Here is a 14,241-nt window from a genome sequence, read left to right as displayed (position 1 = left end):
CGGACGGAATACCGACAAACGCAAATGTGATAATTTTTGAATGTTATGTAATGTCGGAATAGCCCCGATCGGGGACCTCCCATCCGCAGTTCCGCTGAGGGGATTGCCGGCCGACGGAGGCCCCTGCCCCAAGGCACGATCGCCAGGCCGCCACCGGATAGGCGCAGGGCGGTATGGCAGCGGCTCTGGACGCCCCGTTCAGTCGGACGGATCCGTGCCTGCGGCCATCGACCCGCTGGCCGGCTCGCCGAGCAACTTCGTCATCACGCGTTCGAAGATGCGCCGCTCCTCGGCATCGAGCCCGGCGAACAGATCGGCCTCGAAGGCCAGGGCGAGCGGAGCGATCTCGGCGAACAGCGCCAGGCCGCGGGCCGTCAGCCGGAGATCGACCAGACGGCGGTCGCCGGCATGTTCCTTCTTCTCGATCAGCGCCAGGCTTTCGAGCCGCGCGGCGGCCCGGCTGACCTTGGACTTGTCCATGTCGACGCGCTCGTGGATCTCTCGCACCGAGACGTCGCGATTCTGCGCCAGATGGGCCAGCACCCGCCATTCCGGGATCGAGATGCCGAACTTCCGCTCGTATTGGCGCGCGAGATCGCGGCTGACCCGGCTGGCCAGGACATTCAGGCGATAGGGCAGGAACCGCTCCAGATCGAAGCCGGCGGAGCGGGTCGCCATCCGGGCGGCCGTCGTCGGGGCGGCGACGGGCCTGTCTGCGGGCGGGGCGGCGGCGGGCGGTTCGGCCATGGTTGACAGCCGTTTCATTTCACATGATATGATCGTCGGGTGAGTATGCTGTGCGTTTCCGCCGGTTGCAAGCATCGCCGGCAGGACCGGCGATTCCGGATCGGGGAGACGAACGGACCCGATCGGGCCGAAGCGCGGGGTCCGCCGATGACGGCGGCCGGACCCCTCAAAAAGCGCAGGCCGGAGGACACGCGCGTGAGAGGAGGCACGACGATGACGCTTGGCTACATGCCCGGCTTCGGTAACGATTTCGAGACCGAAGCGGCTCCCGGCGCCCTGCCGCAGGGCCAGAATTCCCCGCAGCGCTGCGCCTACGGGCTCTATGCCGAGCAATTGTCCGGCTCGCCCTTCACGGCCCCGCGCGGCACCAACGAGCGCTCCTGGCTCTACCGCATCCGTCCCTCGGTCCGGCACACCAGCCGCTTCCGCAGGGTCGAGGTGCCTTTCTGGAAGACCGCGCCGCATATCGTCGATCACGGACTGCCGCTCGGGCCGCTGCGCTGGGATCCGGTGCCGATGCCGAACGAGGCGCTGACCTTCGTCACCGGCCTCAGGACCATGACCACGGCCGGCGACGTCTATACCCAGGTCGGCATGGCGGCCCATGTCATGCTGGTCACGGCCTCGATGGTCGACGACTATTTCTACAATGCCGACGGCGAACTGATGGTCGTGCCGCAGTCGGGCGACCTGGTCTTCTTCACCGAGCTCGGCCGCATCCGGGTCGGTCCGGGCGAGATCTGCGTCATCCCGCGCGGTATGAAATTCAGGGTCGAACTCGTCGACGGTCCGGTGCGCGGCTATGTCTGCGAGAATTACGGCGCCAAGTTCACCCTGCCCGAACGTGGCCCGATCGGCGCCAACTGCCTCGCCAACCCGCGCGACTTCAAGACGCCGGTGGCGGCCTTCGAGGAGAAGGAGACCGCCTGCAGGCTGACGGTCAAGTGGTGCGGCAGCTTCAACACCTGCGAGATCGGCCATTCGCCGCTCGACGTGGTCGCCTGGCACGGCAACTACGCGCCCTACAAATACGACCTGCGGACCTTCTCGCCGGTCGGCGCGCTGCTGTTCGACCATCCCGATCCGTCGATCTTCACGGTCCTGACCGCGCCTTCCGGCGAGGCCGGCACGGCCAATATCGACTTCGTCATCTTCCCCGAACGCTGGATGGTGGCGGAACATTCCTTCCGCCCGCCCTGGTACCACATGAACATCATGAGCGAGTTCATGGGGCTGATCTACGGCCAGTACGACGCCAAGGAGACCGGCTTCGTGCCGGGCGGCATGAGCCTGCACAATTGCATGCTGCCGCACGGCCCCGACAAGCCGGCCTTCGACAAGGCGAGTTTCTCCGAATTGAAGCCGGTCAAGCTCACGGGCACGATGGCCTTCATGTTCGAGACGCGCTTCCCGCAGCAGCTGACCGAATTCGCCGCCCGGCTGCCCGGCCTCCAGGACGACTATCCGGAGTGCTGGAACGGGCTCGACCGCAATTTCGATCCGGCGCGGCCGGAATGGCCGGCGCCGGGCGCCCGGGCCGGGGAGTGATCTCATGAAACTCGCAACCCTCAAGGACCGCACGCGCGACGGCATGCTGGTCGTCGTCTCGCGCGACCTGACCCGCTGCGTCTCGGCCCGGCCGATCGCCGCGACCCTGCAGGCCGCCCTCGACGACTGGGCCCATGTCGGTCCGCGGCTGGCCGATCTCGCCCACGACCTCGACCTCGGCGCCCTGCCGAGCGAGCGCTTCCACGAGCATGACGCGCTCTCGCCGCTGCCGCGCGCCTATCAGTGGCTGGACGGCTCGGCCTATGTGAACCATGTCGAGTTGGTGCGGAAATCGCGCGGCGTCGCCATGCCGGAGAGCTTCTGGACCGACCCGCTGATGTATCAGGGCGGCTCCGACAGCTTCCTGGCCCCGCGTGGACCCATCCGCATGCCGAGCGAGGATTGGGGCATCGACCTGGAAGGCGAGATCGCCGTGATCGTCGACGACGTGCCGCTCGGCGCCAGCCGCGAGGAAGCGGCGACTGCGATCCGGCTGATCATGCTGGTCAACGACGTGTCGCTGCGCAATCTGGTGATGCCGGAACTCGCCAAGGGCTTCGGCTTCCTGCACGCCAAGCCGTCGAGCGCATTCTCGCCGGTCGCCGTGACGCCCGACGAACTCGGCCCGGCCTGGGACGGCGGCAAGGTGCACCTGCCGCTGCTCGTCTCCGTCAACGGCCAGCCTTTCGGCAAGGCCGATGCCGGCGTCGACATGACCTTCGACTTCCCGACCCTGGTCGCGCATGCCGCCAAGAGCCGGCCGCTCGCCGCCGGCACGATCGTCGGCTCGGGCACGGTCTCCAACCGCGATCCGGACGGCAGCCCGGGCCGGCCGATCGCCGAGGGCGGCGTCGGCTATTCCTGCATCGCGGAGATCCGCACCGTCGAGACGATCCGCACCGGCAAGGCGGCGACCCCGTTCCTGCGCTACGGCGACACCGTGCGCATCTCGATGAAGGACGCCAGGGGCCATTCGATCTTCGGCGCGATCGAGCAGACGGTGGCGCCAATGACGGACGAAGGCTGCACCGAGGTCGGCAATGGCTGACGCACCGCTCCTGGTCGGCTACTGGCGCTCCTCGGCGGCCTACCGGGTGCGCATCGCCGTCAATCTGAAGGGCCTGACCCCGCGCCACGCCGCCGTGCATCTGCGCAAGGGCGAGCAGCGCGGGGCCGACCATCTCGGGCTCAACCCGTCCGGGCTGGTGCCGGTCTGGCAGGAGGAGGGCTTCTCGCTCGCCCAGTCGCTCGCGATCATCGAGTATCTGGACGAGACTTGGCCGGAGCCGCCGCTCCTGCCGGCCGCCCCGCGCGACCGGGCGGTGGCGCGCGAGATCGCCCTGACGGTCGCCTGCGACATCCACCCGCTCGGCAATCTGCGCGTCCTCGACAAGCTGACCGCCGACTGGGGTGCGGGCGCGCCGGCGCGGGCCGCCTGGGCCCGGCATTGGATCGGAACCGGCTTCACGGCGATCGAGGCGCGCCTCGCCCATTCGGCCGGCCGCTACGCGGTCGGCGATACCCCGAGCCTCGCCGACATCTGCCTCGTGCCGCAGGTCTACAACGCCCGCCGCTTCGAACTCGACCTGACGCCCTATCCGATGATCCGCGCCGCGGACGAAGCCGCCCGCGCGCATCCGGCCTTCGCGGCCGCCGCCCCCGAAGCCCAAGCCGACGCCGAGTAGGATCCCATGACCGCCAAGGCCTTCGCCTCCACGGGCGACATGACTGAGAAGAAGACCTCTTTCACCGAGATCGGCCGGGATCTCTACGCCTTCACGGCCGAGGGCGATCCGAATACCGGCGTCATCATCGGCGACGACAGCGTGATGGTGGTCGACGCCCAGGCGACACCGGCCATGGCCGGCAAGGTGATCGAGCAGATCCGCACGGTCACCGACAAGCCGATCAAATATGTCGTCCTGTCGCATTATCACGCCGTGCGCGTGCTCGGCGCCTCCGCCTACGGCGCCTCCGAGATCATCGCCTCGCAGACCTGCCGGGCCATGATCCAGGAGCGCGGCCAGGAGGACTGGGACTCCGAGTTCGGCCGCTTCCCGCGCCTGTTCCGGGGGCATGAGTCGATCCCCGGCCTGACCTGGCCGACCATGACCTTCGAGCGCCGGATGACGCTGCATCTCGGCCGCCGCCGGGTCGATCTGGTCTGGCTCGGCCGCGCCCATACGGCCGGCGACATCGTCGCCTGGGTGCCCGACCAGGGCGTGATGTTCTCCGGCGACATCGTCGAATACCATTCCGCCTGCTATTGCGGCGACGGCCATTTCGGCGACTGGCCGGCGACCCTCGACGCCATCGCGGCCTATCGCCCGCGCGCGCTCTCGCCCGGCCGCGGCGACGCGCTGGTCGGCGAGGCCAAGGTGCAGGAGGCGCTGGCGCTGACCCGCGATTTCGTCGCCTCGACCTACCGGCCGGTCGCCGAAGTCGCGCTCGGCGGCGGCACGCTCAAGGAGGCGATGGCGGCCTGCCGGGCGGTGTGCGATCCGAAATTCTCGACCTACGCCATCTACGAGCACTGCCTGCCCTTCAACGTCGCCCGGGCCTATGACGAGGCGCTCGGCCTCGACCATCCGCGCATCTGGACGGCTGACCGCGACCGCGCCATGTGGGCGGCGCTGCAGGGGTGAGGCGATGTCAGGCGATGGCCACGTCATAGCGCCGGAACGCCGGATCGGCCGTCATCAGCGGCCATCCCTCGTGCTTGGCCTGCGCGATGATCAAGCGGTCGAACGGATCGTGCCGCCGATCACCGTTCAAGGACCAATGCAAGATGCGGGTATCGGCGAGGAGCGGGCCGATCATCGAACATACGCGTCCCATTCCGGACCCAGCACGTCGAAATCTTCGGCCATCCTGATCTGCCCCTTCAGGGCGCCGACCCTCGGCAGCGAGCCTGTAGAGGCGGCCGCTGCCGCCCCAGGATCCGGCGCGATGCGGACATATGGCCCGCCATCGAGCGTCACGCGGATCTCCTTGCCTTCGGCCGCGCGGCGCAGGATCTCGGCGAGGTTAGCCTTCATGTCTTGCACGGTGACGTTCATCGCCGGGTCCTCCATCGCCCGACGACGATAGCTCAAATGCCGCGTGCGGAGGAGAGTCGCACGCGCGGACGATCGGAACCGGCGCGACAAGCCGGAGCGACGCGAAACCCGGGAGGGTGACCAGGATGTCCAGGATCTTCGAGACGCCGCTCTATCCCTATGTCCGCTCGCCCGACCAGGGCGCGGCGGGGCCGGTCCGGCGGCCGGTGGTGGTGGTCGGAGCCGGACCGGTCGGGCTCGCCGCGGCGATCGACCTCGTCCAGCACGGCGTGCCCGTCGTGGTCCTCGACGAGAACGACAAGGTCAGCTGGGGCTCGCGCGCGATTTGTTTCGCCAAGCGGCCGCTCGAAATCCTCGACCGGCTCGGCTGCGGCGATCCGATGGTCGACAAGGGCGTGATCTGGAACCGGGGCAAGGTCTTCTTCCGCGACCGGCAGGTCTATGCCTTCGATCTCCTGCCGGAGAGCGGGCACAAGCGGCCGGCCTTCATCAACCTGCAGCAATACCATTTCGAAAAGTTCCTGGTCGATCGGGTCCACGCCTTGCAGGCCGAGGGGCGGCCGATCGAGCTGCGCGGCGGCAGCAAGGTGGTGGTGATCCGGCGCCAGGAAGACGGCGTCCAGCTGACCGTCGACACCCCGGACGGGCCCTACCGGATCGACTGCGACTGGCTGATCGCCTGCGACGGCGCGGGCTCGCCGATCCGCACCATGCTGGGGCTCGACTTCGTCGGTCGCGTCTTCGAGGACAATTTCCTGATCGCCGACGTGGTCATGGAGGACAGCCCGGACTTCCCCGTCGAGCGCCGCTTCTGGTTCGATCCGCCGTTCAATCCCGGCCAGTCGGCGCTTCTGCACAAGCAGCCGGACAATGTCTGGCGCATCGACCTGCAGCTCGGCTGGGACATCGACAAGCGCGAGGAGGCCAAGCCCGAGAAGGTCATCCCGCGGCTGAAGGCCTTCCTGGGCGAGGACGCGCAATTCGAGATCGAGTGGATCTCGATCTACACCTTCCAGTGCCGGCGGATGCCGAAGTTCCGACACGGCCGGGTGATCTTCGCCGGCGACGCGGCCCATCAGGTCTCGCCCTTCGGCGCGCGCGGCGCCAATTCCGGCCTGCAGGACACCGACAACCTGGCCTGGAAGCTCGCCCTGGTGCTGGCCGGCAAGGCACCCGACGGCCTGCTCGACAGCTACGACACCGAGCGCATCCACGGCGCCGACGAGAACATCCTGAACTCGACCCGCTCGACCGACTTCATCACCCCGAAATCGGAAGTGAGCCGGCTGTTCCGCGACGCGGTGCTGGATCTCTCCGAGCATTTCCCGGCCTTCCGGCCGATGGTCAATTCCGGCCGCCTGTCGGTGCCCTGCACCTATGACGGCTCGCCGCTGAACGGCCCCGACCATCCCGCCATGCCGGCGCGCACCCGGCCCGGCGCCCCGGCCGCCGATGCGCCGATCCCGGGCGGCTGGCTGATCGACCGGCTCGGCGGCGGCTTCCAGCTCCTGACGCTCGATGCCGACGCCCCCGACACGCTCGATGCCGACGGCATCCCGGTGACGCGGCTGGCGCTTTCCACGGCGGGCGACGACGGCCGGCTGGCCGAGCGCTGGCTCGGCGCGGCCCGTTCCGCCGTCTACCTGATCCGGCCGGACCAGCATGTCGCCGCGCGCTGGGAGCATTTCGACGACGGCGAAGTCCGCGCCGCCGTCGCCAAGGCCACCGGGAGGGCATGATGGCCGACCTCGTCACGACACCCAACATCGCCGGCGCGGACGATTTCTACGCCGACCTGATCGCGGCCCATCAGGGCCTGACCAAGGCCGAGAGCGACGCCCTCAACGCCCGCCTGATCCTGATCCTCGCCAACCATGTCGGCGACCGGGATGCGCTCGCACAGGCCATCGTCGCAGCCAAGAATTCGGGTCGAAACTGAACACACCAGGGGAAACGGCCATGAAGATCGAACAGATCCACCACGTCGCCTATCGCTGCAAGGATGCCAAGGAGACGGTCAACTGGTATGTCGACAATCTCGGCATGGATTTCGTACTCGCCATTGCGGAGGACCGGGTGCCGTCGACGCACGAGCCCGATCCCTACATGCACGTCTTCCTGAATGCCGGGAACGGCAACGTGCTGGCCTTCTTCGAATTGCCGACCAAGCCCGAGATGGGCCGCGATCCGAATACGCCGGTCTGGGTCCAGCACATCGCCTTCAAGGTCAAGGACCGCGAGACCCTCCTCGCCTACAAGGAGCGGCTGGAGAAGAACGGCATCCCGGTGCTCGGCGTGACTGACCACTCGATCTTCCATTCGATCTATTTCTTCGATCCGAACGGCCACCGGATCGAACTGGCCTGCCCGGATCCGGAGGAGGACGCCATGCTGGCGAAGCTCGACACGGTGAAATGGGACATGCTGGAGGAGTGGTCGCGCACCAAGCGGGCACCGAAGCATGCCGAATGGCTGCACAGGCGCGAATTCGAGAAGGCGTGACAGCCGCCGCCCGGGCCGGCTTCGCGCCGTCAAGCACCGATCCGCAGACCGGTCTTCTTGAGGATGCGGGTCGACGGCAGCATATCGGAGGTTCGGCAGTCGTCGCCGAGCAGACACGCGATGACGGACCGCTTGTCGTCGATCTCGCCTTCCGTGCGGCCATGCACCATGGCGAAGAGATTGTAGGGCCATAGCGGCAGGGCGCGCGGCCGGCGGTAGCAATGGGTGACGAAATCGAGCGCCCCGACCGCGGCGCCGAGCCGGTCGACCTCGGCATCGGCCACGTCCCAGACGGTCATGCCGTTGTGGACGAGGCCGAGCCGGTAGTGGTTGGGCACCGCGCCGATGCGGCGCACCGCCCCCGAGGCGAGCAGCCGTTCGAGCCGCGCCATCACATCGGCCTTGTCGAGACCGAGCCGCTCGGCCACGGCCCGATAGGGTTCGCGCACCAGCGGCAGGCCCGCCTGGACGGCGGCCAGCAGCCGGCGGTCCGTGTCGTCCGCCATCATGCCTCGACCCTCATGCCGATGAAATATTCCCGTTCCTTCGGAAACCGTGCCACCGCCAGACCGGTCGCCGCCTCGACGGCGCGGGCGGCGGCCTCGATCCCCTGCGGCGTCTCGGTCGCCAGCACGAACCACATGTTGAGCGCGTGGCGGCGCTCGTAATTGTGGGCGACAGCCGGCATGTCGGCCAGCATCGCGGCCACGACATCGAAGCGTTCCGGCGGCACCGCGAGCGCGCACAGACAGACCGCGCCGCCGAGCCGTTCGGCATCGAGCATCGGCCCGAAGCGCGACAGTATGCCGGCCTCGACCAGACGCGCGATACGGCCGATCACGTCGTCCTCGTCCAGGCCGAGGGCTTCGGCGACCGCCGCGAAGGGCCGCGGGACGACCGGAAACCCGCCCTGAAGGGCGTTGATCAGCCGCCGGTCGACGGCATCGGGCGCGCCGGTCACGACACCGGCTCCAGCACGCGGGAGAAGCGGGCACCGGTCTGCTTGAAGCAGCGGCTCGAGAACAGGATCTCGTGGCCGAGCGGACAGCCGGCCCTCGCGACCAGCCGTTCGATGACCCGGCCGACCTCGCCGCGGTCCCGGCCGTGGATCATGGCATAGAGCCGGTAGGGCCAGAGCGGCGGGGCCGGCCGGCGCCGGTAGAGCAGCGTCACGGCCGGCTCGTCGAGAAAGAGATCGGCCAGGTCGTCGACGGCGTCCGCGGGAGCATCGAACACCACCATCGCGTTGGCGCGCCAGCCGAGCGGGCGGTGCCGCACGATGATGCCGAAGCGCTTGATCGCCCCGCCCGCCACCATCGCGGCCAGGCGCGCGAGCACCGCCGTCTCGGACAGGCCAAGCCGCTCGGCGACCGCCCGGTAGGGCCGCTCGACCAGCGGCAGGCCGTCCTCGATGGCGGCCAGAAGCACGCGGTCGGCGGCCGAGACCTTGCCGATCGCGGCCGGCAGTGCGGCCATGCGGGAACCGGCCCGATGCGGGCCGGCGGTGCCGAGGCAGGCCCCGCCGAGCGCGAAGCCGAGATCGATGCGGTATTCCCGTTCCAGCGGCAGGGCCAGAACCGGGCGCCCGGTCGCGGTCCCGATGCGGTTGAGCGTGGCGGCGACCGCCGGTTCGTCGGCCTCGGTGACCACGAACCACAGCGGCAGGCGCGCATGCTCGCGCTCGTAGTTGTGGTTGACGCCCGCCTCGGCCGAGACCACGGGGCCGAGTTCGGACACCTCGGTAGGCCTGCAGACCAACGCCGCCAGCGTGCTGGCGCCGGCCGTGTTGGGACGGACCACCGCGCCGAGCCGGGAAGCGAGACCGGTTTCGATCAGATTGGCGACCGCCGCAAGGGCGGCCGCCGGGCTGGTTCCGGCGGCGGCGGCGACCTCCGGCCAGGGCTCGGGGAAGAGCGGGAAGTCGCGCTGCCAGGCGTCGAGCAGGCGCGATTCGAGCGGCGTCAGCAGGGGCGCATGCATGCTAGACCCCGATCCGGTGGGCGCGCGGGGTGAAGAAGATGCCGGACGGTTTTGCGGCCGCCACCTCGCCGACCTTGCCGAAGCTACGCGTCTCGTGGATGTCGACCCGGTCGGCATCGCGCACCGAGATCCAGACCTCGTGCCCGCGCGGGGTGAATTCGAGATGCAGCACGGCCGGGCCGGGCATGAAGCCGTGCACCACCGTGAGCGAGGGAATGTCGATCACCTGGACGGTGTCGTTGAGCGGATGGGCGAAGTTGACCCAGGCCTGCCGGCCGTCGGGCCGCGCGACGATGAAGACCGGCTGGCCGTGCACCGGGATGGCGGCGACGGGCGCGAAGCGCTCCCGATCGACCACCAGGACCTCGTGACGGCCGACCGCCGGGATGAGCAGGCGGTCGCCGACCGCCGCCCAGCCCTCCAGATGCGGCATCTTGTAGACCGGCAGCGGCGCCTCGCCCTTGCCGTAGCCGGCCAGCACACGCTCGGGCTTCAGGCTGTCGGCCCAGAGATCGACCCGGATCAGCGCATCCTCGCCGAACAGCCCGGCGACATAGTGCCGGCCGTCGGCGGTGACGACGCCGTCATAGGGCAGCCGGCCGATATCGAAGATCCGGGTGAGCTTCGGGCTGTTGCCGCGGTTCCAGAAATCGGCGACCCAGATCTCGCCGCCCTCATAGAGCGACCAGGCGAAACCGCGGAACGGGATGTCGACCAGCCCGACCGTCTTGGAGCGGTTGCCGCGGCTGTCCACGGCCGGAATGTCGGCGACCGGCGCCAGCGTCGCGGCATCGAAGATGCGCACCCCGCCCGGCTCGTAGTTGGAGACCGCCACCAGCGTGCCGTCGTCGGAAATCGCGCCGCCGATCGCATTGCCGGCCTGGACGATGCGCCGGTCGATGCGGGCGGCGAGCATGTCGATCTTGGTCAGGCCGCCGTCGCGCCCGAACAGATAGGCGTAGCGCTCGTCGCGCGAGAAGCAGACCGAGGCATGGGAGAGATCGCCGAGCCCGTCGATGCGGGCGAGCCGGCTGCGGCCGGTGGTCTCGACCAGCAGGACGGCGCCGGCGGCGCGTTCGATGACGAGACCGAGATCGCCGGTGCCGCGCAGGGCCGGGGCATCGGCGGCCCGGGCGATGCCGGTGGCGGCGGGGGCCGCGAGAGCGCCGGCGAGACCGGCGAGGAGGGCGCGGCGGGATGCGGCAGGAGCGGTCATGGGGCAAGGCCCTTCTTGAGCATGGCGGCGATGCGGCGCGCCTCCCCGTCGTCGAGGAGGCCGCGCCAGGGCGGCATGGGGGTTCCGGGAATGCCGTCGAGGATGACCTCGGCGAGGGCCTCGGCGGGCTTGCCGTCGAGCGCGGCCGGCAGCAGCGGCGGGCCGAGCCCGCCCTTCAGCGTCAGGCCATGGCAGGAGCCGCAATCCTGGCGGACCAGGTCCTCGAGCGGACGGACCGCACGCGGCTCGGCGGCGCGCGGCAGGACGGGGCCGAGCGCGAGGACGGCCAGAACGATCGCCAGCACCGCGCCGGGAACCGCCGCCGGGCTACTGCGCCGCGACGGCGAAGGCGGCGTCCGCATCGCCGAGCCTCCCGAGCGCCAGGGCGAGCCCCGCGACCCGCCCGATCAAGAACAGGGTCGGCCCCTCGAAGCCAAGCGCCTGCGTATCGGCGGCGACCTGGCCGAGCGCGCTCAGATGGCGGCGCTCGCCGGCCGTTGTGGCCCGTTCGACCACCAGGACCGGCGTCTCGGCACCGAGGCCGTGCTCGATGAGGCGTGCGGCCATCTCGCCGATCGTGGCCAGGCCCATATAGACGACCAGGGTGCCGTTCGGGTCGGCCAGCTTGGCGAAGTCGAAATCGAGCGGCTTGTCGGACCGGCAATGGCCGGTCAGATAGGTGACGTGCTCGGCGACGCCGCGATGGGTCAGCGGCACGCCCAGGCTCGCGGCCGCGCCCTGCGCCGCCGTGATGCCGGGCACCACCTCGCAGGCGATGCCGGCGGCGGCCAGATCCATCGCCTCCTCGCCGCCGCGCCCGAATACGAAGGGGTCGCCGCCCTTCAGGCGGACCACCATGCGCCCGGCGCGGGCCTGTTCGACGAGCAGTCGGTTGATCGCCTCCTGCGGCAGGGTGTGGCGCTTCGGCCGCTTGCCGACATCGATCAGCGTGGCGCGCGGATTGGCGAGGCTCAGGATCGCGTCGGAGACCAGCCGGTCATGCACGATCACGTCGGCATGGGCGATCAGGCGCAGAGCCTTCAGGGTGAGGAGGTCGGGATCGCCGGGTCCGGCGCCGACCAGATGGACTGTTCCGGTGGAGGGCATGAGGTCGTCTCCCGTTCGACCTTGCGGGGAATAGGGCCCGGCCGGCGCGCAAGGCTCCGGCCGGGCAGGTCCGGCGCGACAGGGTTGCGGCGCCGGTCGGGTTCGGGGGACCGGCCATCCCCCCGCGCGTTCCGCCACGCGGAAGGAGACCGATCGCAAGCCGCCAGATCAGTAGATGTCGTCGCGGGTGTTGAGGACGTTGAACTTGCCCGTCGGGGTGATCATGTTCTTGTCCTTGATCACCTTCTTGAGGGTCAGCGTCTTGTCGTCGACCACCACGATGGCCGATTCCTGCGCCTTGCCGTTCCAGACCGAGAACCAGACCTCGGTGCCGTCCTTGTTGAACTCGCCCTGCACGACCCTGCGCTGGCCTTCCTTGATGCCGGACCATTCGCCGATCGGCAGGACCTTGTATTTCGGCTTGTCCTGACCGAGCTGTTCGATGTCGAACACGGCCACCGAGGAGGAGATCTCGGGCTCGGGATTGAGCGTCGTGTCGACGTAGAGATAGTGCGACTTCGGATGGGTCTTGATGAACAGCGAGCCGCCGCCCTGGCCGGCGAGCGTCTGGACCACCGTCCAGGCCTCCTTCGGATGCTTCGCCGGATCGGTGCCGATCAGCGAGACGGTCTCGTCGCCGAGATGGCTGGTCGCCCAGACCGGGCCGAATTTCGGGTGGACGAAATTGGCACCGCGGCCCGGATGCGGCTTGTCGCCCTTGGTGTCGATCACCTTGACGAGCTTGGATTCCTTCATGTCGACGACCGCGACCTTGTTGCGGGCGTTGGCGGCGACCATGAAGTAGCGCTTGGTCGCATCGAAGCCGCCGTCATGCAGGAAGCGTTCGGCCTCGATCTCGGTTTCGCGCAGGTTCTTGATGTCGGAATAGTCGACCAGCCGGATCTTGCCGGTCTCCTTGATGTTGACCAGGAATTCCGGCTTGAAGTGCGAGGCCACGATCGAGGCGACGCGCGGCTCGGGATGGTAGGTCTGCTCGTCATAGACCATGCCGCGGGTCGAGACGATCTTCAGCGGCTCGAGCGTGGCGCCGTCCATGATCACGTATTGCGGCGGCCAATAGGACCCGGCGATCGCATACTTGTCCTCGAAGCCCTTGTATTTCGAGGTTTCGACCGAGCGCGCCTCGTTGCCGACCTTGAGTTCGGCGACGGTGGCGGGCATCTCCAGCCACAGATCGATCAGGTTGATCTTGGCATCGCGGCCGATCACGAACAGGTAGCGGCCCGAGGCCGAGATGCGCGAGATGTGGACCGCATAGCCGGTCTTGATCCGCGTCACGATCTGCTTCGATGCGCCGTCGATCAGGGCGACCTCGCCGGTGTCGCGCAGCGTGACCGAGAAGACGTTGTCGAGATCGAGCTTGTTCATCTGCTTGGTCGGCCGCTGGTCGACCGGGACGACGACCTTCCAGGTCGCCTTCATCTCGGTCATTCCGAATTCCGGCGGCTGCGCCGGCTCGTTCAGCAGGTAGCGCGCCATCAGGTCGATATCGGCCTTGGACAGCTCGTTCGACGTGCCCCAGTTGGGCATGCCGGCGGGCGATCCGTAGGTGATGAAATCGCGCAGATAGTCGTAGCCGTTCTGGCGGGTGACGTCGGTCGTCAGCGGCTTGCCGGTCGCGCCCTTGCGCAGCACGCCGTGGCAGCCGGCGCAGCGCTCGAAATAGATCTGGTTGGCGCGGGTAAACTCCTCCTTGGTCAGGACCGGATCGCCGGGGCGCGTGCCCGGCTGGGCGAGCGCGGCGGCATCGATGCCCTGCAGGCTCGGCTGGTATTGGTCGGCCGGGGAGGAATCGTGCCGCTTGTTGTCCGGCGCGGTGTCTGCGGCGTTCGCCGCGGTAGCGAAGGCAAGTCCGATCAGCATGGCGGCACTGCCGATGAGGCGGGCCCTGGACCGGTCGATATGGCGTGGCATGTCGCGACCCTCTTGTCGTCGAGTACGGGGCGGAAGGTCCGCTCGGCACCGACCGGTCGCCTTGACGTTTGATAAGGGTCCGGAAAGCCACGGGGGTACGGCGCCGGGCGCCCGCCACTTCTCATTCGTCAAGTCGGCCGCCGCGGC

Annotated in this window: 17 protein-coding genes; 7 read left to right on the top strand and 10 right to left on the bottom strand. The window is 68.9% G+C overall.

What is annotated here, in order from left to right; translation table 11 throughout:
* Nucleotides 1–198 precede the first annotated feature (198 nt).
* Nucleotides 199–678: a MarR family winged helix-turn-helix transcriptional regulator gene (locus KL771_RS26760; RefSeq protein WP_261971574.1), complete on the bottom strand. Its 480-nt coding sequence runs from the start codon at nucleotides 676–678 to the stop codon at nucleotides 199–201.
* Between the two features lie 282 nt (nucleotides 679–960).
* Between KL771_RS26760 and hmgA the strand changes: the two genes are divergently transcribed.
* From hmgA to KL771_RS26740, 4 genes are read left to right on the top strand one after another with little or no spacing between them, the layout of a single operon-like run.
* A complete protein-coding gene (hmgA, locus tag KL771_RS26755; protein WP_261971573.1) occupies nucleotides 961–2,295 on the top strand; it encodes a homogentisate 1,2-dioxygenase in 1,335 nt (444 codons plus the stop codon).
* Between the two features lie 4 nt (nucleotides 2,296–2,299).
* Nucleotides 2,300–3,343, top strand: a complete 1,044-nt coding sequence (locus KL771_RS26750; RefSeq protein WP_261971572.1) for a fumarylacetoacetate hydrolase family protein — start codon at nucleotides 2,300–2,302, stop codon at nucleotides 3,341–3,343.
* Nucleotides 3,336–3,980, top strand: a complete 645-nt coding sequence (maiA, locus tag KL771_RS26745) for a maleylacetoacetate isomerase (protein ID WP_261971571.1) — start codon at nucleotides 3,336–3,338, stop codon at nucleotides 3,978–3,980. The genes KL771_RS26750 and maiA overlap by 8 nt, the downstream gene beginning before the upstream one ends.
* Before the next feature lie 6 nt (nucleotides 3,981–3,986).
* Nucleotides 3,987–4,940 (top strand): MBL fold metallo-hydrolase, encoded by a 954-nt coding sequence (locus KL771_RS26740; protein ID WP_261971570.1) that lies wholly within the window; start codon nucleotides 3,987–3,989, stop codon nucleotides 4,938–4,940.
* 7 nt (nucleotides 4,941–4,947) lie between these two features.
* On the opposite strand, the gene KL771_RS26735 is transcribed toward KL771_RS26740, so the two are convergent.
* Both KL771_RS26735 and KL771_RS26730 read right to left on the bottom strand, forming a co-directional pair.
* Complete coding sequence (locus tag KL771_RS26735) at nucleotides 4,948–5,115, bottom strand: PIN domain-containing protein (RefSeq protein WP_261971569.1); 168 nt, start codon at nucleotides 5,113–5,115, stop codon at nucleotides 4,948–4,950.
* Nucleotides 5,112–5,354, bottom strand: a complete 243-nt coding sequence (locus KL771_RS26730; RefSeq protein WP_261971568.1) for a type II toxin-antitoxin system Phd/YefM family antitoxin — start codon at nucleotides 5,352–5,354, stop codon at nucleotides 5,112–5,114. Before KL771_RS26730 ends, KL771_RS26735 begins: the two co-directional genes overlap by 4 nt.
* Nucleotides 5,355–5,479: 125 nt before the next feature.
* On the opposite strand from KL771_RS26730, the gene KL771_RS26725 reads away from it, so the two are divergent.
* Genes KL771_RS26725 through KL771_RS26715 form a run of 3 tightly spaced genes read left to right on the top strand, consistent with a single transcriptional unit; the run spans nucleotide 5,480 to nucleotide 7,856 of the window.
* Nucleotides 5,480–7,093, top strand: coding sequence for an FAD-dependent oxidoreductase (locus KL771_RS26725; RefSeq protein WP_261971567.1), 1,614 nt, complete (start codon nucleotides 5,480–5,482; stop codon nucleotides 7,091–7,093).
* Nucleotides 7,093–7,293 (top strand): DUF2783 domain-containing protein, encoded by a 201-nt coding sequence (locus tag KL771_RS26720; RefSeq protein ID WP_261971566.1) that lies wholly within the window; start codon nucleotides 7,093–7,095, stop codon nucleotides 7,291–7,293. The genes KL771_RS26725 and KL771_RS26720 overlap by 1 nt, the downstream gene beginning before the upstream one ends.
* Before the next feature lie 20 nt (nucleotides 7,294–7,313).
* Nucleotides 7,314–7,856, top strand: a complete 543-nt coding sequence (locus KL771_RS26715) for a VOC family protein (protein ID WP_261971565.1) — start codon at nucleotides 7,314–7,316, stop codon at nucleotides 7,854–7,856.
* Nucleotides 7,857–7,885: 29 nt separating this feature from the next.
* Here KL771_RS26715 and ahbB (KL771_RS26710) read toward each other — a convergent pair whose 3' ends face one another.
* The 7 genes from ahbB (KL771_RS26710) to KL771_RS26680 form a co-directional block, all read right to left on the bottom strand.
* Entirely contained in the window at nucleotides 7,886–8,362 is a 477-nt protein-coding gene (gene ahbB / locus KL771_RS26710) for a siroheme decarboxylase subunit beta (RefSeq protein ID WP_261971564.1), read from the bottom strand.
* Complete coding sequence (locus KL771_RS26705; protein ID WP_261971563.1) at nucleotides 8,362–8,817, bottom strand: Lrp/AsnC family transcriptional regulator; 456 nt, start codon at nucleotides 8,815–8,817, stop codon at nucleotides 8,362–8,364. The genes ahbB (KL771_RS26710) and KL771_RS26705 overlap by 1 nt, the downstream gene beginning before the upstream one ends.
* Nucleotides 8,814–9,836 (bottom strand): siroheme decarboxylase subunit beta, encoded by a 1,023-nt coding sequence (gene ahbB, locus KL771_RS26700; RefSeq protein WP_261971562.1) that lies wholly within the window; start codon nucleotides 9,834–9,836, stop codon nucleotides 8,814–8,816. Before ahbB (KL771_RS26700) ends, KL771_RS26705 begins: the two co-directional genes overlap by 4 nt.
* A gap of 1 nt (nucleotide 9,837) precedes the next feature.
* The gene (locus KL771_RS26695) at nucleotides 9,838–11,052 is read right to left on the bottom strand and encodes a cytochrome D1 domain-containing protein (protein WP_261971561.1); all 1,215 of its coding nucleotides are present in this window, start codon (nucleotides 11,050–11,052) and stop codon (nucleotides 9,838–9,840) included.
* On the bottom strand, nucleotides 11,049–11,414 hold the full coding sequence (locus tag KL771_RS26690; protein ID WP_261971560.1) for a c-type cytochrome: 366 nt from the start codon (nucleotides 11,412–11,414) through the stop codon (nucleotides 11,049–11,051). Before KL771_RS26690 ends, KL771_RS26695 begins: the two co-directional genes overlap by 4 nt.
* On the bottom strand, nucleotides 11,380–12,159 hold the full coding sequence (cobA, locus tag KL771_RS26685) for a uroporphyrinogen-III C-methyltransferase (RefSeq protein ID WP_261971559.1): 780 nt from the start codon (nucleotides 12,157–12,159) through the stop codon (nucleotides 11,380–11,382). The genes KL771_RS26690 and cobA overlap by 35 nt, the downstream gene beginning before the upstream one ends.
* A gap of 168 nt (nucleotides 12,160–12,327) precedes the next feature.
* Entirely contained in the window at nucleotides 12,328–14,094 is a 1,767-nt protein-coding gene (locus KL771_RS26680) for a nitrite reductase (protein ID WP_261971558.1), read from the bottom strand.
* Nucleotides 14,095–14,241 lie beyond the last annotated feature (147 nt).

The organism is Prosthecodimorpha staleyi, from assembly GCF_018729455.1.
Classification (GTDB): domain Bacteria; phylum Pseudomonadota; class Alphaproteobacteria; order Rhizobiales; family Ancalomicrobiaceae; genus Prosthecodimorpha; species Prosthecodimorpha staleyi.
The sequence above is the reverse complement of the archived record's forward strand: the minus strand, read 5'-3'. Positions and strand labels throughout refer to the sequence as shown.